The organism is Streptomyces sp. NBC_01426 (assembly GCF_036231985.1).
Taxonomy (GTDB): Bacteria; Actinomycetota; Actinomycetes; order Streptomycetales; family Streptomycetaceae; genus Streptomyces.
This window is the reverse complement of sequence record NZ_CP109501.1, coordinates 679,603-704,678: the sequence shown is the minus strand read 5'-3', so window position 1 is coordinate 704,678 and position 25,076 is coordinate 679,603. Positions and strand designations below refer to the sequence as shown.

Genomic DNA, 25,076 nt, shown 5'->3' with positions numbered 1-25,076 from the left:
TCCGTCCGCTATGAACATCACGCGGCCTCACCCGACGCCCCACGCCGCCGCCCCCGCAGGCGGCGCGGTACGAGCAGGTCACCGACGTGCGGTGACCTGCGCCCGCCCCGCCGGGCGACGCGCGGGCGCCCCCGGGCGTCAGTCCTGCGCTTCCTCCAGGCGCCCGCCGGCGTCGCCCGCCAAGACGAGTTGCGTGATGTCGGCGCCGTCGAGCGTGCGCACCGCGACCCGGTACAGGCCGGGGGCTTTGGCCGTGGCGACGGCGACCGCGTTGCCGTCCTCCCAGGTCAGGGCCGCGTCCTGGACGTCGCGTGGGTCGTCGAGGGCGGTGATGCGGCAGGTCACGCCGGCGAGGGAGTCGACGTCGGTGAGGGTCACCTTCCAGGCTTGACCGGCCTCGACGAAGTCGGGGGCGTCGAGCCCGCATCCGGCTTCGCCCTGCGGGGGGCCGAGGTGGATGTCCTCCCGGAGGATCTCGACGACCGCTTCGAGGGCGGTGTCGGCTTTGGCGACGTCTCCGTGCTGGAGGGGGAGGGTGGTCACCGCGGGGCTGATGGACGCGGATTCCTTGTAGACGGTGCCGTCGCCCTGGACCCGGAAGTACTTGATCCGGTCGTGGCCGTCCCGGATGAGGGTGCCGTCGGCGTGCGCCCGGGCGCCGTCCTCGTAGGCGGTGACCCGGCCCTCGCGGATGCTCAGGTTCTGCAGGGTGGGCTGGTTGATGCCCACGACCGAGCGGTGCCCGGGCAGTTCGATGCCGCGGTGGTCGCGGTGGAGGCGGGCCGCGTCGCGTGCCAGTTCGGCGTTCCCACCGAGGGAGACGACGTCGCCGGGCGTCAGGTGCCGGATGTTCCCGTCCTCGCGCACGCTCTTGTACTGGGGCAGGAGGTCGTGCAGGCCGGGCATGTTCGCGCAGATCGCCCGGAGCTTGCGGTGCGGAAGGGGCACCGGAGTGCCCCGGCCGGTGTTGAGGATGACGGTGGCCTTGACGGCGCCGTGGAAGGGAGTGCCCAGGGTGAGGACGCCGCGGGTGTCCGCCTGGAGGTCGCTGTCGAGGCGGGGGTCCAGGGCCGCGCGGGTGACGAGGCCGCCCATGGAGTGCGCGACGAAGACGAGCCGGGCTTCGCGTTCGTCGACCCGGTGGCGGCGGGCGCGGTCGTGGGCGGGATGCGCGCGCCAGGCGGTGAGGTGGGCGCGGGCGGCTTCGGCGAGGAGCCGGCCGTTGGTCGCGACGGGCAGACGCCAGTCGTAGGCGAACTCCAGGACGGCGGCGGGGTGGGCGACGCACCGGCCGACGGCCGCCACGAGGTCGGTGTAGGGCTCGATGCCGGCCAGATAGGGCGTCCAGGCGGAGTGCTTGAGCAGTCCGGTCGCCGTGATCCGGCCGGTCTTGCCCTCCAGTTCCTCGTCCCTCATGGCGAGGGACGTCAGCCCGCCCGGGAGGGTCCAGGCGCGGACCAGCCACGAGATCCCTTCGAGCCCCCAGACGTGCCGGCCCCGTTCGTTGTCGTAGAGGGCGCTGCCCATGATGCCGGGCACGACGACCACGGCGTCCTGGGTGACGTCGGCGGGTAACTCGTCGTCCGCGCGGGGGTCCTGTGCGGCGGATCGGTGGTGCGCGTGCTGGTCCATGCCTGTGAACAATAGGGAACATGAGCGGTGGGCGGGGTGTGATCGGGCGGGCCGGGCGGGGTGGGACCGCGCCGGGTGAGGTCGGGCCGGGAGCGACCGGGCCCGGTGGGTCCGGCTTGGTCGAAGGCACGCGCACGGCGGACGCGGCCGAGGCGGCGGCGGAGGCCACGCAGGCCCAGGAGGCCTCGGCGGGTGCCTTGTTCGTGCTGGTGTTGGAGGACGGTACGGAGGCGTTCGCCGCCGCGGTGGCGGAGCAGTTGGACGCGGTGGCGCTGTGGTGGGAGCGGTCCGAGGCCGGACGTCCGGGGTTCGTGACGACCACTCACCCCGATCCGGTCGTCAACCGGCACGACGTGGAGTGCTTCCTGGAGGCGTCCCGGATCCGCGAGGCGGGCCCGGACCTCCCGGTGGTGTTGTTCGTGACGGGTCACGGCCTCACGTCGGCGGCGACGAAGCACTACACGGTGCTCCGCGACACCGACCGTTCCCGACTGCTCGCGACCGGGTTGCGCACCACGGAGATCGTGATCGCGGCGCTCGACTCCTCGGCCCGTGACGTCCTGGTGATCGTGAACATGTGCGAGTCCGCAGACATCGGAGGTGAGCTGCTGGACCTTCGACGGGACCTGTCCGCCGACCGCACGACGTCCGCCACGTTGAACGTGCTGGCGACCGCCGCACCGAACGCGACCGTCCTCGGCGGGGCCTTCGCACTGATCCTCCGCCGCGCCCACGAGGATCTGCGCACGAGCGAGACCGTGGTCCGGCGGTACCTGACCATGGCCGAGTTCCACAAGGCGCTCGAAACCGCCGCCGCGGGCATCAATGCCGAACAGGGTCGCTCCCTGTACGTACCCCCGCCGGTGCTGAGCAACAAGTTGTACGAACCGACGCCGGCGCTTCCCAACCCCGGCTACCGGCCGAACCCCTCGGCCACCCGGGAAGCGCGCCGGGAGGTCGCCACCAGCCTCGACGACATGGACTACTGGTTGGAGAAGGCCAGCGGGCGCACCAACAGCGTCGACCCGGGCTGGTACTTCTCCGGACGGCAGCACCTGAACGCGGCGGTGGTGGGCTTCCTGTCCGGGCCGGCCGGTGTCCTGATCGTCAGCGGGACCACCGCGAGCGGGAAGTCCGCCATCCTCGGACGTGCGGTGACCCTCAGCGACACGTCCTTCCGGCAGGATCCCCGGTTCGCCCGGGCCGCCGGCCACTGCCCCCCGGACACGGTTCCCGGCGAAGGGGCGGTGACCGTGGCCGTCACCGCGCGCAACCGGGAACCGCTGAGCCTGCTGCGCACCATCGGCGAGAAGCTGGGCGTATCGGCGGATCCCACGGGCCGGGACCGGTTGCGCCGCTGGCAGGGCGGGCTGCGGTCCTTCCTCGCTCGGCCCGGTCCGATGGTGACCGTCGTCGTGGACTCCCTCGACGAGGCGGTGGACCCCGCCTCCTGCATCGACCAGGTGTTGGTACCGCTCGCCGGCCACCTCGAAGAGGCCCCGTCGGTCCCGTCGGTACCGGCCCAAGTCCACGGGTCGTCCGCCGTGATGCGGCGCGTGCGCCTGGTGGTGGCGGTCCGCAGCCACGGCGATCACGTCCTCGGGGCGGAGTCCGAGACCGGCGGCGACCTGTTGTCGGAACTCCGCGACGCGCTTCCCGGATCGTCGGTGCTGCGCACCGACGACTCCGGCATGGGTGAGGACATCGAGGCCTACGTACAGGCCCTGTTGCACGGCGCGACCGCCTGGAAGGGCGTTGACCTGGCGGCCGTGGCGCGGACCATCGCCCTCGCCTCGCCGCGGTCCTTCCTCGACGCCCGCGTCGCCGCCGAACAGCTTCGCGGCGGTGGCCCCGGCCTGTTGGCCGACGCCGATTGGCTGGCCGGCCTGCACCGGGGCACGGCGGGGCTGCTGGACGAGGATCTCGAACGCGCCGCCGAGGACGGTCTGCCGGTGCCGGAATCGCTCGCCCTCCTGCGGGCCTGCGCGTTCTCACCGGGTCGCGGCATCCCCCGCGGCCCGGTGTGGTCGGCGGTCGCCTCGGCGCTGCTCCGGCGGCCCTTGGACGACGCCGAAGAAAAGATCCGCCTGCTGCTGGGAGGCCGCCTGGCGGGGTATCTCACCCGTGACACCGAGGACGACTACCGCGTCTACCGTCCGGCACACGACCGGCTGTCCGCGGTACTGAGGGGCCGCCGCCCCGAAACGGCGGCCGGGCGGGGTGGGGGGACGGCTGTGACGCACGAGGGGGAGGGCGCGTCCGAGGACGGGCCGGATGAGTACGCGGACGAGCGCGAGGACGGTTACGGAGACGCGTACGAGGTGCACGCGCGGATCGCGGCGGCGCTGGCCGGACTGGTCGGCCCCTACGCGCACATACCGCCGGAACCCTACGTGCGGCGATACCTGGCCCAGCACGCCCGGTGGGGCCGGGTACTGGACGACGAGCACGTGCCAGCCGAGCTGCTGCCCTGGGTGACGGGCAGCCCCATCCGGGCCCTGCTGCCCTCGGCCGGCGGCAACGGGCCCCGACACTGGTTACAGGCCTGGGCGAGCGTCGAACCGTACCTGCACCAGGCGGACTTCGCCTCGAGGCTGGCCAGCCTGTACCTGGCGTACGCCGGCCTGGCCGACCAGAGGGTGAGCCGTCCCCGCACACCGGCCGGGGAGGAACGTCCCGGCGCCTCGCCCATGGCGGTGCTGTGGTCGCGGTGGCGCCCGCCCTCCAACGTCCTTGCCTCGCTGGACATTTCGGTGCGCTCGCTGGCGGTCCTCACCCTGCCGGACAACCGGACCGTTCTCGCCGCCGGCGACGACGACGGCCACATCGAGCTGATCGACGCCGTGGCGGGCACGGCGATCGGTGAACGGATCGCCGCCCACGAGGGATCCGTTCGCAGCCTGACGGTCGCCGCGCGGCCCGGCCGGACGGACCTGCTGGTGTCGGGCAGCACCGACGGCACGGTCCGCTTCTGGGACCCCGCCCGCGGCACGGCCGTCGACCGGCTCAACCAGCCCGGTGACATCTGGATCGACGACGTCGCCTCGTACGTCGACACCGACGGGGAGGCCGTCGTCGTCTGCGTCGACGGCAACGGCTCCGTGGTGTCCTGGATGGAGCGCTTCGGCCGCGAGGAGCGGCTCGCGCTGCCCGGGGAAACGCCCCGCACGGCCAAACTGGCCCTCGCCGCCTGGGAGGACGAGAGCGGCCGGGGTCTTGTCGCCGTCGCGGACGGCACGCGGTTGAGCTTCCGGGAAACGGAGTCCTTCCGCACCGTCGAGAACTTCGACCTCTCCAGCGCCGTCCGGGTGCTCACCCGTGCCGGCGCCCGCGGGCGGATCGCCGCCGGACACGTCGACGGCACCGTCACCGTGTGGGGCACGGCAGGCCGCCTGACCACGCTCACGGGCGCCACCGGACCGGTCGGCAGCCTGGCCGCCGTCCCCGTCGGCGGCCGGCACCTGCTCGCCGCGGGTTCCGGCAAGGACATCGCCCTGTGGGACACGGAGACCGACCGCCCGGCGGCGTTCCTGACCGGACACACCGCCGCGGTCACCGCGCTGGAGCCCGTGCTCCTCGGCGACACGACGACCCTCGTCTCCGCGGCCACGGACGGAACCCTGCGGCTGTGGAACGCGAGCGACCTCACCCGGGCCCTGGCCGGGGCGGGCACGGCCCCCGGTTCCCGCGGCGGCGTCCTCGCTCACGGCGCGGCCGGACGGTCCGCGGGCGTGGCCCTGGGCAGCGACGGTCCCGGTATCGACATCGTGGAGGCCACGACCGGTACGACGACCGCACGGATCGACACCGGCGCACCGGCGTCGGCCCTGGCCTGGGCGCCGGAGGGCTTCGACGGGGCGACCCTGCTGTGGGCCGATTCCGAGCACGGCGTCCGTTTCTGGGATGCCGCCGACGGGCGGGTACTCCCCCACCGGCTCGACGGTCACATCGACCGGATCCGCTCGCTGGCCCCCGTCACGACCCGCGACGGCCGGAACCTCCTCCTGACCGGCAGCGACGACTACACGGTCAAGCTGTGGGACCTCGACGGGCGGCGCCTCCTGCACACCGGTCGCGGACACGGACTGCGGGTGCGCTGCGTCGCGGCCGCCTCCGACGGGGACCGGGACTGGTACGCCTCCGCGAGCTCCGACGGCACCGTCCGGTTGTGGGGGACCGGAACGGGCCGCATGGTCGGCGCGCCCCTCAAGTGCGACCAGGGTCGGGTGCACGCCGTCGCCCTCAACGTCCGGCCCGCCCCCGGTCTCGTCCCCCACCTGGCGAGCGCGGGCGACGACGGCTCCGTCCGGCTCTGGGAGCTCGCCACCCGACGCCCCCTGGGCGAGGCGCTGACCGGCCACACCGCCGTCGTCCACGCCGTGGCCCTGTGGACCGTCGAGGGGCACGGGAACTTCATGGCCAGCGCGTCCGGTGACGGCACGATCCGCGTCTGGAACGCCGGCTCCGGCACGTGCGTACTCCAGTTGGCCACGGGAAGCCCCGTCCGTTCCCTCTCCGCGCGCGTCACGGCGGCCCCCTCGGCGAGCGTGATCCTCTCCTTCGCGGGAGACGCCGGCGCCGCAGCCGTGGAGCTCGACCTCGCCATGACCCGACAAGGCACGAAACAAGGTACGAACTGAACAGTGCGCCCCCCTGAAACCCTCGTGCGCCCCCTTGTGATCGCTCCGACTCGCTCGCATTGGTCCGACGACAGCATGAAAATGATCGTTCGACGTGCGTCCCGGTTCACCGCGCACAGCCACCCACGACCACCGTGCGCGGCGCACGGTACGGGATCCGAGACCGAACCGGCCCGGTCGGCGGGGCAGCCGGCCTGCACCGACGGCCGCGCCACGAGCATCACCGGCCGACCGCGGCAGAGCTGGCGGCCGGAGCAAGGAGCGGCCGCATGGACAGGGCGACAACACATCGGGACATCAGCCTGATCCCGGCCCCCGAACGCGGCATCTGGCGCCTGGGCAAAGCGAAGAACCCGATCAAGTACGAGTTCATCAGCGAGGACGACGCCCACACCGCCGGGGGAAACCGCTGGAGCCTGGCCACCCACGGCACCCTCTACTGCGCCTCCGAACACGAGGGGTGTTTCGCGGAGACCCTCGCCGCCTTCCGCGTCGACCCCGCCATGCGCGACCTCATCGCGGACGACTGGAAGGAGCCGTACTACCTGACCCCCGGCAAGATCCCCCGGGACTGGACCACGGCTCACACGCTGATCCGCTTACAGCCCGTCAAGGAAGCCCGCTTCCTTGACGTCGACGACGAGGCGACGCTCGACACCCTGACCCGGGAACTCCACCGGGAACTCGCGGCCCACCGCGTGGGCCGGCTCACCACGGAGCACATCCAGGGCTTCAACCACCGCGTCACCCGCGTGATCGCCGCATGGGCGACGGCCCAGCGGACCGGCCCCACCCACCAGGACGGTCTCATCCAGGGCATCGCCTACCGCTCCCGGTTCGGGCGGCGCCGCTGCTGGGCCCTGTTCTCGGGGGTCGATTTCAAGCAGGAGGAATCCAGCCTCGTCTTTCCCGAGGCCGAGGCATTGCGCACCGTCGCCGAGGAGTACGGCCTCACCATGCTCTGATCCCGCTCCGCGTCTCGCCGGGTCGGCGAACCTCCTCCCGCTCCGGGAGACCACCGCCGAACACCACCCGTAACACCACCCCTAAAGCCACCTCCGACCCACTCTCAATCCACCCGGTTGCCCTCCCCCGAACGTAGGAAAAATCCCCTGCGCGGGGGTTGGTCACGCCGCTGCCCCATCACGGGAGTAGCGGCGTTTCGCCTGTTCAAAGGGCCATCAGATCCCAAACAGCGGAATCTCCGGCAGTATCGACCGGCGTCAAGTTTCGCCCTAACAGGTGGAGTTGACTGGTGATATTGGGTAGCCTATGGCGGAAGGAACGCAACCAAGCACAAGACCGAGCACAAGGGGGACACCGTGAAGACCGCCTTCCGGCACTTATCGGCTACCGACGACGCCACCAGCCCCGAGCCATCCCGCTCCCAGGGCGCACACGGCCGAGCCGCGGTCCTCGCCACGCGCCTGAACGACAGCTGCCACTCGTGCTCCGGAACCCACCATGCAGGCCAACGCCGATGGTGAACGCCGACCCCGAGTCGGCCACACCCCCCGCGCAGGTAACGCTTCCCGGCGGGGCGGCAGCACACCAACGAAGCGGCAGACCCGCGCAGACCAGGTCCGTACCGGCTCCCGCTCACGCCGGCACGCGGTCCCAGGTCACGCACTCACCCGAACTGCGTCGCCTGACACGCGACCCGCTCCTCGCGGGCCCGCGGTCACGACAGCAAGGGAGACCGCAGCATGACTCCGCAGCCCCAGATCACCGTCGCCAAGAGCGTCGTCAGTGCCGAACGGGCCCACGCCATCACCGTGCGCATGCACATCGATGAGATCGCCCGGTTCCTCCAGGACAACCTCGGCCAGCGCCTGACCGCCCGTCTGGCCGGCATCAGCGACCCCAAGCAGGTCGGTCGGTGGGCATCCGGGGACAGCGTCCCTCGGCACGACGCCGAGGAACGTCTGCGCGCGGCCCTCCAGGTGTTCCAGCTCATCCAGGACGCCGAAAGCCTCTACACCGCCCGCGCCTGGATGATCGGCATGAACCCACAGCTCGAAGACCAGGCGCCGGCCCAGTGCATCGCCGACGGACGACTTCGCGACGTCATGGTGGCCGCCCGAGCGTACGTGGACGGCGGCTGAACCACCGCGCCGAGGATGGCGGTCCGGTCACGGGAACGGGTCGGGGAACGGGAACGGGTCCGGGACCGGCCCACGACCCCGGGGGTCAGGACAGGTCGCCGGGCAGTGTCACCGCGAGCTTTTCGTCCTCGGTCATGCCGTGGAAGGTCAACCGCGTCCTGTCGAACTGCTCCCAGTCGCACTGGATGCGGAAGACCTTGTGCGGAGCGAGGCCGGAGACGTCAAGGGACGTGGTGAAGTCGCCGTTTCCCGTCACGAGGCGGACCGCCTCGCGCGCGTCCTCAGGATCGCCCTCGATGAGCCGGGCCAGCCGGTCCAGGCTGGTCACGATCTCCTTGTGGCGCGCACCCTCGGGCTCGAACATCTGTATGACGCGTTGGCTCGCGCCCTCGTACGCGCTGTCGCTCAGCATCTGCCGCTGAACGGCGGCCTCCTCTTCGTCGAGGGGGAACACGTCCGCGGGGCTCGGTACGGGCACCTGCGGGAACAGGCGCGGGGCGCCGCCGGCCGCGTCGGGAACCTCGTGGACGACGCCGGCGGCCAGCAGCAGGTCCAGTACGTCGGCGTGGGTGCGCAGGGGCGGCCGGCCATGGTGGGCCGCATACCGATCGGCGGTCGCGATCAGCTTCGGCCGCCTGGTGCGTTCCTCCTCGTCAAGGTCCTCGGCGTCCTCCCAGCAGGCGGCCGCCCAATCACCTTCGGGGTTCTCCCTGCTGCGAAGTGCCGACGTGAGTTCCTCGCGCGTGGCACCGCTCTCGGCGAGGCCCGCTCCCAGGAGCAGGAACATGAACGAGAACGGCCGCATACGCGACCAGCCGTTCCGCATCACTCGTTGCAGGTGGTCCTCGCGATCCTGCTCCGTCCACGGTGCGGGCGGCTCCAAGGCGACCACGTGACTCTCCTTCGCTGAAACTGGCCGGGCGAGGCGAAGCATGCCAGGAAGGGGCCGTGCGGGGAGCCGAGTTGTCACAGTTCGGCGATCAGTACGGATAGCCGTACACGTCACTCGATCCGATCATCTGACAGTCGAATCGGCCGGCCCGCATCGGCTCGTTCGCCGCGGCGATCCCGCGGGCGGCGATCAGCGCGTACGCGCCGTAGGTGGCCGTGGCGACCTTGCCGCCGACCGAACCGATGTTGATCACGCGGCCCTTGGCGCGCAGCAGCGCGGGCATGAGCGCCTGGGTGACGGCGATGTGGCCGAACAGGTTGTGAGCCGGGGAGCGCCGTACCGGCACTTCACGGGCAAGGACAGCGTGCTGACCGCCATCGCCACCCAGAGCTGGGAACGGATCGCCGACCAGGTGCACGCCCTGCGGACCGTGTCCTCGCGGCCGGGCGCTTCCAGGTCGAGTTCCTGGCCGTCGTCACCGACGTCGTGGGCGAACCGAACGCACCGCACCACGGCACCCTGCTCCTCGCCGGCGCACACGGCATCGCGGATGGGCGTCAGGCCGGGATGCCGGTCAGGTGGTGCCAGCCGCTTCGGCCGGCCTCCGCCAGCAGGTCCGGATGGTCGCCGACGACGACCGGATGGCCGACGAGCCGGAGGAGTCCCAGGTCGGAGACGTGGTCGCCGTAGGCGTGGCAGTCCTCGGGGGCGATCGCGCGCTCGGCCAGCAGTTCCCGGGCGGCCCGGGTCTTGGCGTCGCCGATCATCGTCGTCAGCACTTCCCCGGTGTAGACCCCGTCCTGGATCTCCGGGCGCGTGCACAGCACCACGTCGGCGCCGACGTGGGCGGCCACGGGGTCCAGGGCGGCGGCGAAGGAGCCGGAGACCAGGACCGTGGCCAGCCCGCGCTCCCGATGGGTCGTGAGCGCTTCGAGGACGTCCCGGTGGAAGAAGCCGCCGCGGCGCAGGTGTTGTGCGAACCACTCCCGCCCGGCGGCCTGCGTCCGCTCGGCGCGGTAGCCGGCGAATCGTCGGTAGAAGAGCCGGTTGCCCTCTTCCCGGGGCAGGCCGGGGCGCAGCAGGTCGCGAGCGTCCTGGCGGAGCCGTTGCTGTTCCTCTGGGGTGTGCCCGACGGCGTTCAGGAAGAAGTCGTAGAAGTCGAACATGGTCTTGACGGTGGTGAGCGTCTCGTCGACGTCGAAGAACGCGACGCCGTGCGTGGTCGTCGGCAGTGCCGTGGTCACGGAAGACTCCGGGGGCGAGAGGGGCGGGAAGGGCGGGAGCGAGGTAGAGGGCGGGGAGGGAGGCGGGTGGGGTGGCCGGGGCGGAGGGCTCAGCCCAGCGCCACACGTACTTCGGCGACCGTCTCGTCCTGCTGGACCGCGCTCATCCGGAAGGCCTGCCGGCTGCCGTCTTCCTCGCGTGCGGCGGTGAGACGCACGTGCTCGTCCAGCTCGGCGAACTTCAGGAAACGACCGTGCAGGCGCAGTACGCGTCCGGATCCGGCCTCCGGCGTGGAGGGGACGGTGTCCTCGGTGGTGGAGGTGCCCTCGGTGGTGGAGGTTCCCTCCGCGGCGAGCAGCAGGGCGCACTGGCGTGCCGCCTCGCTGAAGACCATCGCCGGGACGTGGTCGTAGGGGTGGTCGTACATGCTGCGGTTGCGGTACGTACGGGGGCTCAGGCGGGCGGTGAGGGTGCCCGGGTCCTGGTGTACGGCGTCGAGGACGCTGTTCAAGGGGTCGAGTCGGCGTACCAGGGCCGGGGCGACCGGGGCTCCGTCCGGATCGGCGGGCAGGGTGAACGCCGTGGGGACGGTGGTGCCGCGCTGCATGCGGCGCAGTGCGCGGTACTGGTCGGTGGGGGTGCAGTTGGTGTCCATGGTGAGGTGGCCCAGGGTGCGGCCGTCGAGCGTGAGGTCCATGGCGAAGGCCAGCCGGCGCAGCCGTCCGCCGCGCCGTGCGCGGTCGGTGACCTGTGCCTCCATGCGCAGTTCCCCGGGGCGTTCGCCGCATCGGAGGGCTTCGGGGTCGGTGATGTCGAGCGTCCAGGACGTGACCATGAACGTCGTGTCGCGGGGCACCTCCTCGTGGAGGTGCGAGGCGTAGGTGACCGCCTGGCGGCAGCTCTCCAGGACGAGCAGCGGGTCGTGGAAGTCGCGGCCCGGTACGTGGTCGCGGAAGTATCCGTGGGAGAGGGGCAGTTGAGCGGCGGCGGTGAAGGTGCCCTCGCCGGTGGCGATGGAGTCGGTGAGGAACACCTCGGACAGGGCCCAGCGGTGGACGAGCGCGCGGGGCACGGTCCGGTCGTAGGCGGGGGCGACGGGTGTGGTGGGGCTGACGGGTGCGTCGAGGAGGGGGGCTTCCACGGTGACTTCCTTTCGTTTCAGGGGTGTTCAGTGCGTGGCGGCGCTGCCGCTCGGTGAGCCGGCGGCAGGCGTGGTGGCGGCCGTGGTGGCGTGCTCCTTGCGCTCCGCGGCCACGCCCAGGCCGGCGAGGAGGAGTCCGACGAGGGTGACGAGGGCGCCGGCCCAGTTGAGGGCGGGGTAGCCGAAGCCGGCGTCGATGATCCTGCCGCCGAGCAGCGGGCCCGCGGCGTTGGCGAGGTTGAAGGCGGCGATGTTGGACGCCGAGGCGAGCGTGGGGGCGCCGTCGGCCTTGGCCATGATCCGCATCTGGAGCGGGGAGATGGTGGCGAAGGTGGCCGCGCCGAAGAGGAACACGGTCACGCAGGTGGCCGCTTTGTCGTGCACCGTGAAGGTGAACGCTCCGAGGACGAGGGTGAGCAGTGCCAGCGCGCCGCACATGGCGGTCCTGGGGGCGCGGTCCGCGAGCCGGCCGCTGATCAGGTTGCCGACGAACATGCCGACGCCGAACAGCACCATGATCAGGGTGACGGCGTCGTCGGTGAAGCCGGTGACCCCGGTGACCATTTCGGCGATGTAGGTGTACGAGGTCATGACGCCGCCGAAGCCGAGCACGGTGGTGAGCAGGACCAGCAGCACCTGCGGGCGGCGGAGCACCTTGAGTTCGGAGCGCAGCCCGGTGCCCTCGGGCGCCGGGGTCCGGGGCACGAGGGAGGCGATGCCGGCCAGGCCCACGGCGGCGAAGAGGGCGACCATCCAGAAGGCCCAGCGCCAGCCGAAGTGCTGGCCGATGAAGGTGCCCGCCGGGACGCCGAGGATGGTGGAGAGGGTGAGACCCGCGGCGACCATCGACACGGCGCGGCCCTTGCGGTCCTCGGGGACGAGATCGGAGGCGACCACCATGGCGACACCGAAGAACGCGCCGTGGGCGAGGGCGGAGAGCACGCGGCCCGCCATGAGGAGCCCGTAGGTGGGGGCGAGGGCGGACAGGATCGTTCCGGCGAGGAAGACCAGCATGAGCCGGATCAGCAGGGTCCTGCGTTCGGTGCGGGCGCACAGGACGGTGAGGCCGGGGGCGCCGATGACGACGCCGAGCGCGTACCCGGACACCAGGAGTCCCGCGGTGGGGATGGATACGGCGAGGTCCGCTCCGATGTCGGGGAGGATCCCCGCGATGATGAACTCGGCGACTCCGATGGCGAAACCGCTGAGGGACAGGGCGATGACGGCGATGGGCACGGGTGTGCTCCTGGGGTGGACTGCGGCGGAACGGTGGGAGGGCGGGCGCGGCCGCGGTCAGGGCCTGATGTCTCCGGGCAGGTCCCGGTCGCCGGCGATCGCGCGCATGTGCCAGTACGGGTAGGGGGCGGGCCGGTCGCTCGCCGCGTCGAGGCGCTGCCGCTCCTCGGTGGTGAGTTCCCACTCGACGGTGCCGAGGTTGTCCTGGAGCTGGCCGGGGCGGCTGGCGCCGAAGACCACGGACGTCACGGCGGGCTTGGCGAGCACCCAGTTGAGGGCGACCTGGGCGATGGAGACACCGCGCTCGCGGGCGATGCCGTCGAGCACCTCGACCACGTCGTAGGCCTGCTCGCGGTCGGTGAGCGGGGCGATGGAGGCGGGGCCCTCGTGTGCCAGACGGAAGTCCGCGGAGACGTCCTGGCCGCGCCGGTACTTCCCGCTGAAGAATCCGCCCGCGAGCGGGCTCCACACGGTGATGCCCACGCCCTGGTCGGCGGCGGCGGGCACGATCTCGTGCTCCAGTTCGCGCGCTCCCAGGTTGTAGTAGCCCTGGTAGGCGGAGAAGCGGGTGAGGTTGCGCCGGTCGGAGATGTCGAGTGCCTTCATCAGCTGCCAGCCGGGGAAGTTCGAGCAACCGATGTAGCGCAGCTTCCCGGCGCGCACCAGGTCGTCGAGGGCCGTGAGGGTCTCCTCCAGGGAGGTTCGCGGGTCGGTGCCGTGGAGGTAGAGCACGTCGATGTAGTCGGTGCCGAGGCGGCGCAGGCTCGCCTCGACGGCGCGCACCAGGTGGTGGCGGGAGGAGCCGGCGGCGTTGATGTCGTCGGGGTCGGTGCGGAAGCGGGCCTTGGTGGCGATGACGGCCTTGTCGCGGCGGTCCTTCAGGGCCAGTCCGAGCAGTTCCTCGCACTCGCCGTCCCGGTAGACGTCGGCGGTGTCGAAGAAGTTGACGCCCGCGTCGTGGCAGGCGTGGACGAGGCGGACGGCGTCGTCGCCCGCGTTGACCCCGAACTGGGACCAGTTCGCGCCGGGCAGTCCGCCGAACGCGCCGGGGTTGCCGAGGGTGGCCGCCCCGAAGGAGAGCTCGGAGACCTGGAGGCCGGTGCGGCCGAGATAGCGGTAACGCATGGGGAGGGGATGTCCTTACGTGTGTGGTGGTTCGGGGGGGGCGAGCGGCAGGTCGGGGGCGGGGAGCCTCAGGCGTCCGCGTGCGGGTGCAGCAGGACGGCGCAGCCGACCGAGCCGTCCGGTCCGACGGAGGTGACGAGGGCGGCCCGTTCGCCGCGGGTGTCGAGGTGGGGGTCGTGCCAGCGGGCGACGACGGCGGCGATCTGGAGGGCGGCGCTCGCCGCGTGGGTCTCGCCGAGGACCTCCTGCACCCGCAGGAGGTGCCGGCCGGCGAGGCCGTCGGGGCCGTCGAGCGCCGCGCGCAGGGCGCGTTCCTCGACGGCCGCCCAGCCTCGCCGGCCGGCCGCACCGGGTGCCACCACGGCGACGTCGGCGGCGCCGACCCCGCTGCGGGCGAGTGCGTTCCGTACGCAGGTGGTGAGGCGACGGCCCACGGCGAGGGGCCCGGCCGCGGCGAAGCCGGTCTCGACGGCCAGGACGAGGGCGAGGGGGCCCTCGCCCGTGGCCCCGTCCGGGTCGGTCCGCAGGGCGAACACGGCGGCGCCCTCGCCGAGTGCGGTGCCCGGTGCGAGCGCCCGGGCCCGGTGCCAGGCCCAGGCGCTCTGGGGCGACAGTTCCTCCACGCCACCGGCCAGCAGCCGGCGTGCGTGGCCGGCCACCAGGGTGTTCCGGGCGAACCGCAGTGCGTGCAGGGAGGCCGTCGGTCCGCCGGAGACGGTGGCGTTCGCGTCGGTGAGGCCGTGGCGGATGGCCATGCGGCCTGCCACCGAGTTCATGAGGGTCCCCGGGAAGGCCGACGGGTTCACCATGTAGGGGCGTTCCTGGACGAAGCTGTCCCGGGTGAAGCGGCCGACGCCTGCGCTGCTGCCGACGGCGCTGCCGAGGACCACGCCGGTCCCGGACCGGTCGGGGACCGGTTCGAGGGCCACGGCGCAGGCGGCCATGCCCAGGTGTTCGGCCCGTGTCAGCCGGTTCAGTCCCTTGGCCCCGAGGAGGTCGGCTGCCGCGAAGTCCGCCGGGCACAGGGCGAGGGGCGGATAGCTCTCCGCCTCGCCGGCGGCGGGCGGCTCACCGCCGTCCGCCCGGCCCCGCCGCAGGGCGTCGGCGAGCGGTCGCAGCCCCACGCCGGCGGCGCTGATCACCCCGGCGGTATCCAGTGCCATGGGAACCACCGTCCGCGAGGTGACGGCCGGACGCTGTTGGTCGTCCACGATGCTCATGCGGTGAACTCTCCGAAGATGGTGACGGCGTTGTTCCCGCCGAAGGCGAAGCCGTGGTTCTGCACGATGCGCGGCCGGGCGGCCCGGGCCCGCCCCTGGACGCAGTCGAGATCGGGTCCGAGCGCCGGATCCACTCGGCGGAGCGTGGCGCTCGGCGGGAGGAACCCCTCGGACAGGGCGGCGCAGCACACCAGGGCGCCGAAGGCGGCTGCCGCCCCCATCGTGTGCCCGAGCATGGACTTGATCGAGCTGATCGGCGGCGGGCCGTCGGTGAACACCTCGCGCACGGCGGCCGTCTCCGTGGAGTCGTTGGCCCTGGTGCCGGTGCCGTGTGCGCAGATGTAGTCCACGTCGCCGGGCTTGATGCCGGCGTGGTGGTGGGCGCGCCGGACGCACTCGGCGATCGACGCGGCGTCCGGGTTGGTCATGTGGCGGGCGTCGCAGGTCATGCCGTAGCCGAGGACCTCGGCGTAGATCCGGGCGCCGCGTGACAACGCCGTGTCGAGGGGCTCCAGGAGCAGGGCCGCCGCGCCCTCCGCGGTGACGATGCCGTCGCGGTGCTCGTCGAAGGGACGGGGCACGTCGGCGGCGAGGGCCCCGAGCCGATGGAATCCGGCGTGGGTGGCCCGGTTGGAGGCGTCGGATCCGCCGCACAGTACGGCGTCCGCCTCTCCGGTGCGGACCAGGTCGAAGCCGTAGCCGATGGCGTAGTTGCCGGCGGCGCAGGCGGTTCCGAAGGTGACGGATTCGCCGCTCAGGTCGAGTTCGGCACTGACGGCGGCGGCGATCCGGCCGGCGTCGGCCCGACCCGCGAGCACCGGGTCGAGCGCGGCGAGGCCGTCGTCCACCCACTGTCGGGTCAGGCCTTCCATCACCTGTGACTCGCCGTTGGTCGTTCCGAAGCAGCTCGCGGTGCGCCCCGCGGACAGCGCCGCCGGATTCACCCCGGCGTCCGTGACCGCCATCCGCGCCGCCGCGGCGGCGAAGCGGCCGCTGCGCCCCCACCGCGCGGGATCGGTGCCCCGCAGGTGCATCTCCGCGTGGAAGCCGCGCACTTCGCCGGCGAGGGTCCGTTCGAAGCCCGTGCCGTCGAACTGTCCGATCGGGCCGATGCCGCTGCGCCCGGCCCGGATCGCCGCGGTGACCGCGCGGGCGCCGAGCCCGAGGCTGCTCACCGCGCCGAGCCCGGTGACCACGACGCGGCGCCCGGTGCCGGGGGCCTCGTCAGACACCCAGCGCCTCCGGGGTGCTGTGCTTCTCGACCAGGCGGTAGGCGCTGGGCAGTTCGTCGAGCTCGGTGAGGTCCTCCTGCGGGATCCGGATGCCGAGGTCGCGTTCGAAGCGCGAGAAGATCTCGATGATCAGCAGCGAGTCCGCGTCGAAGTCCTCGGCGAAGCTGCTCTCGTCGGTCAGGGCGTCCGCGTCCACTTCGAGGACGTCCGCGACGATGGCCCGTACCTGGGCGCGCCGGTCCTCGGATATCGCGATGTCGGTCATCTGATGGCCCTTCGATTCATGGGTCGTGGGAGGCCTGATCGGGGACGTCCATGTGTTCCCGATCCGGCCTGAACCAGCCAATCCCAGGTCCGGAGGCAGCGGCAAGCACTCCGAAAGTGACATGGGCGGTGCCTCCGCCGGGCCCGTGTCGTGCGTGCTTGGGGGTGATCCGCACCGGGCGCGGCGGTTTCGGCCGGCTTTTGCCCGCGCTTTCATCGGGGCGCCCGAGCCTTCCGGCGATGAAGACGATCCGATGTGCGGACAGGTGGTGCGGGCGATGAGACCGACCGAGCCGGTGGGCATTGTGACGGCCGGGCTGTGGTTGCCCGAGGGGCGCTCGCTCGCCTCGGAGGCTGTTGCCTCGGGGCGGTTGCGCCGCAGCGACGCGGCGGCCCTGGGGCACGAGAGCGTTCCGGACGCGGGGGCGGTGGCCCCGCCCGACGCGGCGGTCCTCGCGGCCCGCGGGGTGCTGGACGCGGCGGGCCTGACGGGCGACGGGCTGGATGTGCTGGCGCATGCGTGGATGTACCACCAGGGGCACGACCTGTGGTCGCCCGCGCACTACGTGGCCCGCCGCCTCGATGCCCTGCGGGCCCTGCCGATCGGCATCCAGCAGGTGTGCAACGGCGGCGCCGCCGCCATGGGGCTGGTGATGGCGTGGCTGGCCTCGTCGGCCCCGGACGCCTCGGCGCGGCCGCGGCTGGGCCTGGTGACCACGGGAGACCGCTTCGCCGAGCCCGGTTTCGACCGCTGGGCGGGCGACTTCGGAGTGGCGTACGGGGACGCCGGTACGGCCGTGCTGCTGCGCCGTCCCGCCGCCGACGGCGACGTGCTGTTGCTGCGGTCGATCGCGATGGTCGCGGACCCGCTGCTGGAGGAGATGCACCGCGGCGCGGACCCCTTCTCCCCGGTGGCCCGCGGGCATCGCGACCGGGTCGACATGCGCGCGACCAAGCGGGCCTACCTGCGCACCCACGGGGCGCTGCCGTTCACCTCCTCCAACCGTCGGGCCATCCGCACGATCGTCTCGCAGGCGCTGGCCGACGGGGGCATGGACGGGCGCGACCCGCGCCTGACCCATGTCGTGCTGCCCCGGTTCGGTGCCAAGACGCTGGCCGAGGCGTGGATCCCGGTGCTGGCGGAGCAGGTGGGCGGGGCGCACCTGCTCGACCTCGGCCGGGAGACCGGGCATCTGGGCGCGGGCGACGCGCTCGCGGGTCTCGCCGAGTTGGTGGCGCGTGGTCTGCCCGCGCCCGGGTCCAGTGCCCTCGTGTTCAGCGCGGGGGCCGGCTTCACCTGGTCGTGCCTGCTGGTGGAGTCCCCGGCGCGATGACCTTCGCGCCGTTCACGACATCGGGCGAGGGCCCGGTGTCCCCGTAAGGAGAGAAACACATGTCACGTTCCGTCTTCGTCACCGGCGGCAACAGGGGGATCGGGCTGGCCGTGGCGCGGGCCTTGGCCGCCGACGGCGATCGGGTGGCGGTCGGCCACCGGACCGGTACGCCCCCGGAGGGGTTGTGGGGGGTGCGTTGCGACGTCACGGACGACGCCTCGGTCAGGGCCGCCTTCGCCGCCGTCGCGGAGGAGCAGGGTCCCGTGGAGGTGTTGGTGGCGAATGCCGGCATCACCCGGGACACCCTGCTGTTGCGCATGGACGACGCCACGTTCGACGAGGTGCTGGAGACGAACCTGAAGGGCGTGTTCCGTACCGTGCGGGCTGCCGCGAGCGGCATGCTGGCGGCCCGCCGGGGCCGGATCGTGCTGGTGTCGTCCGCGCTGGGGTTCCTGGGGTCCCCGGGGCAGACCAACTACGCGGCGGCGAAGACCGCGCTGCTGGGCTTCGCCCGCTCGCTCGCCTGGGAACTGGGCTCCCGGGGCATCACCGTGAACCTGGTCGCGCCGGGCATCATCGACACGGACATGACGAGCGGGCTGACCGACCGGCGCATGCAGCAGGTCATGGGGATGACTCCGCTCGGCCGGCCGGGTACGGCCGAGGAGGTCGCCGCGGCGGTCCGTTTCCTGGCCTCGGAGCAGGCCGGGTACGTGACGGGCGCGGTGCTGCCCGTGGGTGGCGGCATCGGCATGGGCATCTGACACCGCCCGTGGCGCACGGGCGCCGTTGCCCGGGAGACCGGGTCCGGCGCCCGGCGTCCGGTCCAGGGCTGCGCGAGGGCGGCGCCCGGCGTGCGCCGCCCGGCCGGGCGCTACCCGACGACGGCGTCCGGCAGGGCGCGGGCGTGCCGTATCCCCCGGGGGGCGGTCACGGGAGGGGCGATCAGACCGCGCTGCACCGCCTTGTTGGCCGCCTCCACCCGGGACCCCGCGTCCAGTTTGTCGAAGATGTTGCGCATGTGGCGTTTCACGGTCCCCTCGGCGATGTCGAGTCGGCGTGCGATGCGGTAGTTGCTCAGTCCGCCGGCGGCGAGTTCCATGACCTGCGTCTCGCGGACCGAGAGCAGTCCGGTGTCCGAGGGTGCGGGAGCGGCCAGGCTCCGGGCGGAGAGCGAGATGGTGACCCGGCTACCGCCGGCGCACACGTCGCGCACCGTGCCGGCCAGCGACTGGTGGCTCACGGTCTTGTGCAGGAACCCCCGGATGCCGAGCGGCAGCAGCGTCTGGACCAGCACGGGGTCGTCGTGCATGGTCAGCACCATGATCCGGGCTTCCGGCGCGGCCCGACGCAGGTGCCGGACGGTGGCGGCCGGGTCCTCGTTGCCCGGCATCTCGATGTCCAGGAGCACGACGTGGGGCCGCAGTTCGGCGGTCAGCCGCACGGTCTCGGCGGCGTCACCGGCGACGGCCACCACGTCGAAGTCCTCCTCGGCGTCGAGGAGTTCGGCCAAGGCGTCGCGCAGCAGGGTGTGATCGTCGGCCATCAGGATGCGAATGAGTTCCATGTCTCCCCCGGGTGCGGCGCGTGGCCACCGGTCAGCGGCACCCACAGCAGCAGCCGGGTGCCCTCCTGCGGGGCGCTGAACAGCAGGCAGCGCCCGCCCATCCGCGTCACCCGCTCGCGCATGGCCGTCAGGCCGCCGCCGTGTTCGCGCGGGGTGTCGCGGGAGAAGCCCCGCCCGTCGTCGACGGCCTGTACCTCGACGCGGTGGGGTGAGATCCGTACACCGATCGTGACGGTCCGCGGATCGGCGTGGGCGAAGGAGTTGCGCAGGAACTCCCCGACGACGAGGACGATCTCCCGGCGGTGGGTGGGCGGTACCCGCGACGCGTCGCCCTCCAGTGTCAGCCGCACGGGAAGTCCGGTCGGGTTGAGCCGGTCCGCGTGGCGGCGCAGCGCTTCCTCCAGGCCTTCCCCGGTGGCGCGGCGGGCGTCGCGCAGTCCGGTCACCAGGCCGCGCGTGAGGGCGGTCGCCTCCTGGAGCGCGTCGTGGATCGCGGTGAGGTGCCGGTCCGTTCCCGGGGCGTCCGCTCCCGGGGCGTCCGCGCCCGCGGTCCGGGACTTGAGGCGGTGGAGTTCCAGGTGCCGGAAGGCCAGGGCGAGGCTGCCGCCGAGGTGGTCGTGGGCGTCGCGGGCCAGGCGGGCACAGCAGTCGTCGCCCGGGGCGGTTCCTCGCGCCCGAAGGTGCGTCTCGTAGCCGTGGGCCGCGGCGCGGGTGTGGCGGGCGCGCACGCGGCGCACGACGTCCGCCGCGGCGGCGCCCGTCTCGCGGCGCGTCGTGTCCAGCTCCGCGAGGAGCGCGTCCGTGAGCCGGTCCATGGCGGACAGGCAGTCGGCGAGGCCGAGTTCGGCTGCGGCGCACCGGGCGCCGAGCGCGTGGAAGGACACCTCCGCGGGCTGGACGGCGTCCAGGTGGCCGCGCGTCCGGGCCCGGCCGGGTGCGTCGAGGGCGCGGGCGCACTCCGCGAGGACCAGTGCGGCCTGGGCGCGGGTGTCCCGCCACAGGTCCGGGAGTTCCACGAGCGGGTGGCCCTCGGCCCGCAGGGCGCCCGCGTAGCGGGCGAGCACGTCGGTGGCGGCCCGCCTCAGTCGTGCGCCGGGCCCGTCCGGCGCGGGGTGCGCGCTGTCGACCGTACGGTGCGCGACGGCGTTCTCCGACACAGAGATGGTCCCCACACAAGCCTCCCGAATCGGGCCCCCGTACCGGCCGACCGCTGTCGACGGCCATCGGCGTACACCCGCTTGTTCATCTCAGCTAACGATCCGACCGTAGGTGCGAGGTGAGGGGCTGTCAACTAGGATTGGTCGCCATCGCCCTGCTGGTTCACGCTGGCGGACAGAAGGAGTGTTGATGCCCCCCTTGGCCGACAAGGTCGACAAGCTCTTCAGGACCATCCGCACCAACGGCCGGGAGTACACCTACGACGAGGTCGCCCGCGGCTGCAGCCAGTTGAGCGGCGGCACGTTCTCCAAGACGTACGTCTGGCAACTGCGCACCGGACAGCGCGACAACCCCACCAAGCGGCACTTGGAGGCGCTGGCGGCGTTCTTCCGTGTGCCCGCCGCGTACTTCTTCGACGACGACACCGCCGAGCGGGTCGACGCGCAGCTCGCCATCGCCTCGGCGATGGGCAACGCCGAGGTCCGCGACATCGCCCTGCGGGCGATGAGCATGGACGACTCCGGCCGCAAGCATCTGGCGCGCATCATCCACGAGGTCAGTCTGTTGCACTCGGCGGCCTCGTCCCGCGGGCAGTCGGGACGCGGCAACGGGACGGCCGACGACCCGGAGAGCAGAGACACCGGCGGCGCGGCCGGCGGCGGGGAGTAGACCTCCGATGCGATTCCTCCAGCGACATCGGCGCCGATCCGACCTCCAGGCGATGCGCCGGGAGAGCCGGCAGCGGCTGGCCTCCTTCGGGCTGCCCGAGTCCTACGACCTCATGACCCTGTGCGATCACCTCAGCGACTCCCGGGGCCGGCCCATCCATCTGCTGCCCATGCCCCTGGACGCGTCCGGTCCGTGCGGGCTGTGGCTGGCCTTCTCGGACGCGGACTACGTCGTCTACGAGCAGCACACCAGCCGGCACCACCAAGAGCACATCATCGCCCATGAGTTGGCGCACATGCTGTGCGACCACCGCAGTGGGAGCGCCGACTCACAAGCCGTGGCCACGCTCTTCCCCGACCTCGATCCGTCGCTGGTACAGGACCTGTTGTGCCGGGACAACTACTCCGACTCCCAGGAGCGGGAGGCGGAGGTGATGGCGTTCCTCCTCGGTGAGGGCCTGCGCTCGCAGCCCGGCACGGCCGCCACCGAGACGGACGGCGTGCTCGGCCGCATCCAGGGCTCGCTCGACTGGCGCCGCCGGGACCGGCCGTGAACAGTGTCCGCTACCCGCTGGGCGCGCTGGTCTGCTGGCTGGCGTTCGCCCTCACCCTCCGGCCGGTCCTCCGGCGCGGACCGCGGCCGGCCCTCGTCGCCCTGTGCGCTTCCTTCGGATGCCAGGGCATGTACCTCGCCATGTCCACCCCCACCCACCTGACCGGGAAGCTGTTCGGCACGGTCACCTGGTACAACGTCTCCGTCCAGATGTGGATCATCGCGGCGATCGCCTGTCAGCAGGTGCTGCTCATCCACTGGTTGCACGCGCCGGAGGTGGCCCGCGTCCGCGCGCGCCGCCGGCTGGCCCTGCTGGCCTGTGTGCCGGTGGCGATGGCCGTCCTCTTCGAGCTCGCCGTCCTGCACGGACACCCGCGGAACACGTTCGCGCACCCGCGGGAACAGCCGTACTTCGTGGCCTACCAGGTCGTCTACCTGACGGCGTTCGCCCTCGGGAAGGCCGTGGTGGCGAGGGCCTGCTGGTTCTACGCCCGGCTGACCGAGGACGTCTGGGTGCGGCGCGGGCTGCGGACCGCGGCGGTCGGCGCGTGCCTCGACCTCGTCTACTCCCTGGGGCGGTTCGCGGACGTGTTCCTCGTGCACCGGGGTTGGGATCCGTCCGCCTGGGCGACCGTCACACGGACCTGCCTGACGGTGGGGTTGACCCTGAACACCATCGGCTGGACGGCGCCGTTGTGGGGCTCGCGGGTGCAGGGGGTCCAGGCGTGGTGGGCCGACTACCGCCGCTTCCGGCGGCTGCGCCCGCTCTGGTACGCCCTGTACCGGGCCCACCCCGAAATGTCCCTGCAACCCGCTCCCCGCAGTGACCTCTTCGCCCTGTGGGACCTGCGGTTCCGCCTGCACCGACGGGTGATCGAGATCAGGGACGGCTGTCTCGCCCTGGGCGGGCAGGTCTCCCCCGGGCTCCCCGCCCCGGGGCCGGAGGGGAGCGTCGAGGAGCGGGCACGGTGGGAGGCGGCGCGGATAGCGGCCGCCCTCGCGGCGCGCCCCGGACAGGACCCGGGGGACGGGGCGGCGGACCGGGCGGACGACGCCTCACCGGTGTCGGTGATGAACGCGGGCGACCTGGACTTCTCCGCCGATGTGCGGTGGCTGGTCCAGGTGTCCCGGGCCTTCGCCTCAGCCCCTGCCGCGCGGCCCGAGCCCGACCGCGCGACCGTCCCGTGAGCCTGCTCAGCCGGCGAACGCCGTGGGCGTGAGGCCCTGGCCCGCACCGGGCACGACGAAGACGCTGCCGGCCAGCGGTTCGTCGTGTTCGGGCGCGCGCCGCGCCGTGGTGACGTAGAGGTCGGTCAGGTCCTCCCCGCCGAAGCCACACGACGTGGTCAGTGCGACGGGGAAGGGGATCTCCCGGTCGAGGGTCCCCCGGGGCGTGTACCGGCGGACCGCGCCGCCGCGGAAGAGGGCCACCCACACGCCGCCGTCGGCGTCGACGCACAGGCCGTCGGGCACGCCGGCCGTGTCGGTCGGTTCGACGAAGGGGCGCCGGCCGGAGGCCTCTCCGGTGGACAGGTCGTAGTCGAGTACGTCGATACGGCGTGTGGGGGTGTCGACGAAGTACATCCGCCGGCCGTCCGGGCTCCAGGCGATGCCGTTGCTCAGTCGGGTGTCCGAAACCGCGCGGTGCGTCACGCCCCGGGTGTCGACGCGTCCCAGCCAGCCCGGGGCGGACGGGCCGGCCATGGTGCCGACCCACAGGCGGCCGAGCCCGTCGACACCGGCGTCGTTGCCCCGTACCCCTTCGGCCGACCAGTCGGCCAGCGGGCGCAGCGATCCGTCCGGGTCGCGCAGCGCCACACCGTCGCGCATGCTGAGCACCAGACCGCCGCCGACCCGGGGCTTGGCGGCGGCGACGGGCTGTTCGAAGCGCAGGACCGTGTCGGTGCCGTCGCGGGGGCACAGCCGGTGCACCTCGCTGCGGTTCATGTCGACCCACAGCAGTGTGCGGTCGACCGGGTCCCAGGTCGGGCACTCGGCGAAGGCGGCCACCGCGCGCAGCGGCACCTCCACGTTCACCGTGCGACCCCTGCCCGTGCGACCCCTGCCCGTTCGGCGTCGTCCGCCTCGGACCACACGGCCCGGGCCGCGTCCAGCAGGACCGCCGCGCCGTCGCCGTCCAGCACGTCGGCGACGGGGAGTCCCAGGTGGCGCAGGCGCCGCACGTTGTCCCGACCGCGGGTGGCGATGGCGGCGACGGGGGCGCCACCGAGCGCTTCGACCATGCGGATCTCCGTCTCCAGGTCGGCGAGGGGCAGATGGTCCCAGTGGTAGCGGGAGACGCGCTCGGCGTCGTGCGCGAAGACGACGGCGTCGGGCTGCGAACCCTGAAGGATCGCACTGGCCAGGCCGCCGAACGCCGGGTGCATGACGGACGCCTGCCCCTTGATGATCAGCAGGTCGTGGCGGGGGTCGGCCTGTTGGATCAGATGCTCGACGAGACCGGCCGCCTGGAACACCGGTGTGCGGTCGATGATCGCTCCCTCCGTGCATCCGGCGAGCAGACAGGTCTGGCCGGTGCCCACGTACCCGGCGTCGATCCCACGGGAAAGGGCCTGTCGGTGTATCTGCAGAGCGGTGGTGCGCTTTCCGACGACACAGTCACTGCCGGCGACGTGAATCAGCTTGGCACGTTTCCTGGGGACCCGTCCGGAATACTTGGGCAGCACATCGTGCGGACGTCTCACGTCGACAATGCGTTGCCCCTCCGACAGCATCCCGGCAAGTTCCGTGTCGAGCAGTCGTAGATGCAGGCAGGAAATCACGTGAAGGCCGCCGCGAACGGCGGTTCGTATCTCCTCCCACCATAGATCCGGCAGGTCGCCGGGATCCCTCGGGGTATGCAGGAACTTGCCGTCCAGGGACTCACCGAAATCGGACTCGGTCAGTGCCACCACGAACGCCTCGGGGCCGTACTTCATGGCTTCGGCGACGGAACCGACGACCGGGATGTCGGTCCCGGGCAGGACGAATGCCGAGGTCGGGTGGGGGTGGGAGCGGTCGACGACCGCCACGGGGCGCAGCACCGTACTGTGCCGGATCACCCCCTGGACGGTCTTTCCCTCGG

General features: G+C 72.5%; 22 protein-coding genes. 8 read left to right on the top strand and 14 right to left on the bottom strand.

What is annotated here, in order from left to right; all coding sequences use genetic code 11:
- Positions 1 to 138: 138 nt before the first annotated feature.
- Complete coding sequence (locus OG906_RS37440) at positions 139 to 1,632, bottom strand: esterase/lipase family protein (RefSeq protein ID WP_329448766.1); 1,494 nt, start codon at positions 1,630 to 1,632, stop codon at positions 139 to 141.
- A 116-nt stretch (positions 1,633 to 1,748) separates the two neighbouring features.
- On the opposite strand from OG906_RS37440, the gene OG906_RS37435 reads away from it, so the two are divergent.
- The 3 genes from OG906_RS37435 (at position 1,749) to OG906_RS37425 (ending at position 8,377) form a co-directional block, all read left to right on the top strand.
- Entirely contained in the window at positions 1,749 to 6,272 is a 4,524-nt protein-coding gene (locus OG906_RS37435) for a WD40 repeat domain-containing protein (protein WP_329448765.1), read from the top strand.
- Between the two features lie 269 nt (positions 6,273 to 6,541).
- Complete coding sequence (locus tag OG906_RS37430) at positions 6,542 to 7,237, top strand: RES family NAD+ phosphorylase (protein WP_267801103.1); 696 nt, start codon at positions 6,542 to 6,544, stop codon at positions 7,235 to 7,237.
- Between the two features lie 741 nt (positions 7,238 to 7,978).
- Complete coding sequence (locus OG906_RS37425; protein ID WP_267801102.1) at positions 7,979 to 8,377, top strand: XRE family transcriptional regulator; 399 nt, start codon at positions 7,979 to 7,981, stop codon at positions 8,375 to 8,377.
- Between the two features lie 85 nt (positions 8,378 to 8,462).
- Here the strand turns inward: OG906_RS37425 and OG906_RS37420 are convergent, their stop codons facing one another.
- The 9 genes from OG906_RS37420 to OG906_RS37380 form a co-directional block, all read right to left on the bottom strand.
- A complete protein-coding gene (locus tag OG906_RS37420; protein ID WP_329448764.1) occupies positions 8,463 to 9,269 on the bottom strand; it encodes a DUF6042 family protein in 807 nt (268 codons plus the stop codon).
- Positions 9,270 to 9,357: 88 nt separating this feature from the next.
- On the bottom strand, positions 9,358 to 9,687 hold the full coding sequence (locus OG906_RS43760) for an SDR family NAD(P)-dependent oxidoreductase (protein ID WP_443067487.1): 330 nt from the start codon (positions 9,685 to 9,687) through the stop codon (positions 9,358 to 9,360).
- Positions 9,688 to 9,826: 139 nt separating this feature from the next.
- A complete protein-coding gene (locus OG906_RS37410; protein WP_329448763.1) occupies positions 9,827 to 10,513 on the bottom strand; it encodes an HAD family hydrolase in 687 nt (228 codons plus the stop codon).
- Between the two features lie 89 nt (positions 10,514 to 10,602).
- The gene (locus tag OG906_RS37405; RefSeq protein ID WP_329448762.1) at positions 10,603 to 11,634 is read right to left on the bottom strand and encodes an AfsA-related hotdog domain-containing protein; all 1,032 of its coding nucleotides are present in this window, start codon (positions 11,632 to 11,634) and stop codon (positions 10,603 to 10,605) included.
- Between the two features lie 27 nt (positions 11,635 to 11,661).
- A complete protein-coding gene (locus OG906_RS37400; protein ID WP_329448761.1) occupies positions 11,662 to 12,870 on the bottom strand; it encodes an MFS transporter in 1,209 nt (402 codons plus the stop codon).
- Between the two features lie 57 nt (positions 12,871 to 12,927).
- Positions 12,928 to 13,995: an aldo/keto reductase gene (locus OG906_RS37395; protein WP_329448760.1), complete on the bottom strand. Its 1,068-nt coding sequence runs from the start codon at positions 13,993 to 13,995 to the stop codon at positions 12,928 to 12,930.
- 68 nt (positions 13,996 to 14,063) lie between these two features.
- On the bottom strand, positions 14,064 to 15,215 hold the full coding sequence (locus tag OG906_RS37390; RefSeq protein ID WP_329448759.1) for a beta-ketoacyl synthase N-terminal-like domain-containing protein: 1,152 nt from the start codon (positions 15,213 to 15,215) through the stop codon (positions 14,064 to 14,066).
- A complete protein-coding gene (locus tag OG906_RS37385) occupies positions 15,212 to 16,447 on the bottom strand; it encodes a beta-ketoacyl-[acyl-carrier-protein] synthase family protein (protein WP_329448758.1) in 1,236 nt (411 codons plus the stop codon). Before OG906_RS37385 ends, OG906_RS37390 begins: the two co-directional genes overlap by 4 nt.
- On the bottom strand, positions 16,440 to 16,712 hold the full coding sequence (locus tag OG906_RS37380) for an acyl carrier protein (RefSeq protein ID WP_329448757.1): 273 nt from the start codon (positions 16,710 to 16,712) through the stop codon (positions 16,440 to 16,442). Before OG906_RS37380 ends, OG906_RS37385 begins: the two co-directional genes overlap by 8 nt.
- A gap of 277 nt (positions 16,713 to 16,989) precedes the next feature.
- On the opposite strand from OG906_RS37380, the gene OG906_RS37375 reads away from it, so the two are divergent.
- Entirely contained in the window at positions 16,990 to 18,045 is a 1,056-nt protein-coding gene (locus OG906_RS37375) for a ketoacyl-ACP synthase III family protein (RefSeq protein ID WP_329448756.1), read from the top strand.
- A 59-nt stretch (positions 18,046 to 18,104) separates the two neighbouring features.
- Positions 18,105 to 18,809, top strand: a complete 705-nt coding sequence (fabG, locus tag OG906_RS37370; RefSeq protein ID WP_267801091.1) for a 3-oxoacyl-ACP reductase FabG — start codon at positions 18,105 to 18,107, stop codon at positions 18,807 to 18,809.
- A 110-nt stretch (positions 18,810 to 18,919) separates the two neighbouring features.
- Here fabG and OG906_RS37365 read toward each other — a convergent pair whose 3' ends face one another.
- Entirely contained in the window at positions 18,920 to 19,612 is a 693-nt protein-coding gene (locus OG906_RS37365) for a response regulator transcription factor (protein ID WP_329448755.1), read from the bottom strand.
- On the bottom strand, positions 19,591 to 20,784 hold the full coding sequence (locus OG906_RS37360; protein WP_329448754.1) for a sensor histidine kinase: 1,194 nt from the start codon (positions 20,782 to 20,784) through the stop codon (positions 19,591 to 19,593). The genes OG906_RS37365 and OG906_RS37360 overlap by 22 nt, the downstream gene beginning before the upstream one ends.
- Before the next feature lie 175 nt (positions 20,785 to 20,959).
- On the opposite strand from OG906_RS37360, the gene OG906_RS37355 reads away from it, so the two are divergent.
- The 3 genes from OG906_RS37355 to OG906_RS37345 are packed head-to-tail and all read left to right on the top strand — an operon-like array spanning position 20,960 to position 23,179.
- On the top strand, positions 20,960 to 21,439 hold the full coding sequence (locus OG906_RS37355) for an XRE family transcriptional regulator (RefSeq protein ID WP_329448753.1): 480 nt from the start codon (positions 20,960 to 20,962) through the stop codon (positions 21,437 to 21,439).
- A 7-nt stretch (positions 21,440 to 21,446) separates the two neighbouring features.
- Positions 21,447 to 21,992 (top strand): toxin, encoded by a 546-nt coding sequence (locus OG906_RS37350; protein WP_267801087.1) that lies wholly within the window; start codon positions 21,447 to 21,449, stop codon positions 21,990 to 21,992.
- The gene (locus tag OG906_RS37345) at positions 21,989 to 23,179 is read left to right on the top strand and encodes an MAB_1171c family putative transporter (RefSeq protein WP_329448752.1); all 1,191 of its coding nucleotides are present in this window, start codon (positions 21,989 to 21,991) and stop codon (positions 23,177 to 23,179) included. The genes OG906_RS37350 and OG906_RS37345 overlap by 4 nt, the downstream gene beginning before the upstream one ends.
- Before the next feature lie 6 nt (positions 23,180 to 23,185).
- Here the strand turns inward: OG906_RS37345 and OG906_RS37340 are convergent, their stop codons facing one another.
- Together OG906_RS37340 and OG906_RS37335 are read right to left on the bottom strand one after the other, a co-directional pair.
- Positions 23,186 to 24,028, bottom strand: a complete 843-nt coding sequence (locus OG906_RS37340) for an SMP-30/gluconolactonase/LRE family protein (RefSeq protein ID WP_329448751.1) — start codon at positions 24,026 to 24,028, stop codon at positions 23,186 to 23,188.
- Entirely contained in the window at positions 24,025 to 25,053 is a 1,029-nt protein-coding gene (locus OG906_RS37335) for a DUF1611 domain-containing protein (protein WP_329448750.1), read from the bottom strand. The genes OG906_RS37340 and OG906_RS37335 overlap by 4 nt, the downstream gene beginning before the upstream one ends.
- Between the last annotated feature and the right edge of the window lie 23 nt (positions 25,054 to 25,076).

Coding starts and splice junctions, on each gene's coding strand:
- OG906_RS37440 (WP_329448766.1), bottom strand. CDS start 1,632: ATGGACCAGCACGCGCACCACCGATCCGCCGCACAGGACCCCCGCGCG.
- OG906_RS37430 (WP_267801103.1), top strand. CDS start 6,542: ATGGACAGGGCGACAACACATCGGGACATCAGCCTGATCCCGGCCCCC.
- OG906_RS37425 (WP_267801102.1), top strand. CDS start 7,979: ATGACTCCGCAGCCCCAGATCACCGTCGCCAAGAGCGTCGTCAGTGCC.
- OG906_RS37395 (WP_329448760.1), bottom strand. CDS start 13,995: ATGCGTTACCGCTATCTCGGCCGCACCGGCCTCCAGGTCTCCGAGCTC.
- OG906_RS37390 (WP_329448759.1), bottom strand. CDS start 15,215: ATGAGCATCGTGGACGACCAACAGCGTCCGGCCGTCACCTCGCGGACG.
- OG906_RS37380 (WP_329448757.1), bottom strand. CDS start 16,712: ATGACCGACATCGCGATATCCGAGGACCGGCGCGCCCAGGTACGGGCC.
- OG906_RS37375 (WP_329448756.1), top strand. CDS start 16,990: ATGAGACCGACCGAGCCGGTGGGCATTGTGACGGCCGGGCTGTGGTTG.
- fabG (WP_267801091.1), top strand. CDS start 18,105: ATGTCACGTTCCGTCTTCGTCACCGGCGGCAACAGGGGGATCGGGCTG.
- OG906_RS37365 (WP_329448755.1), bottom strand. CDS start 19,612: ATGGAACTCATTCGCATCCTGATGGCCGACGATCACACCCTGCTGCGC.
- OG906_RS37355 (WP_329448753.1), top strand. CDS start 20,960: ATGCCCCCCTTGGCCGACAAGGTCGACAAGCTCTTCAGGACCATCCGC.
- OG906_RS37350 (WP_267801087.1), top strand. CDS start 21,447: ATGCGATTCCTCCAGCGACATCGGCGCCGATCCGACCTCCAGGCGATG.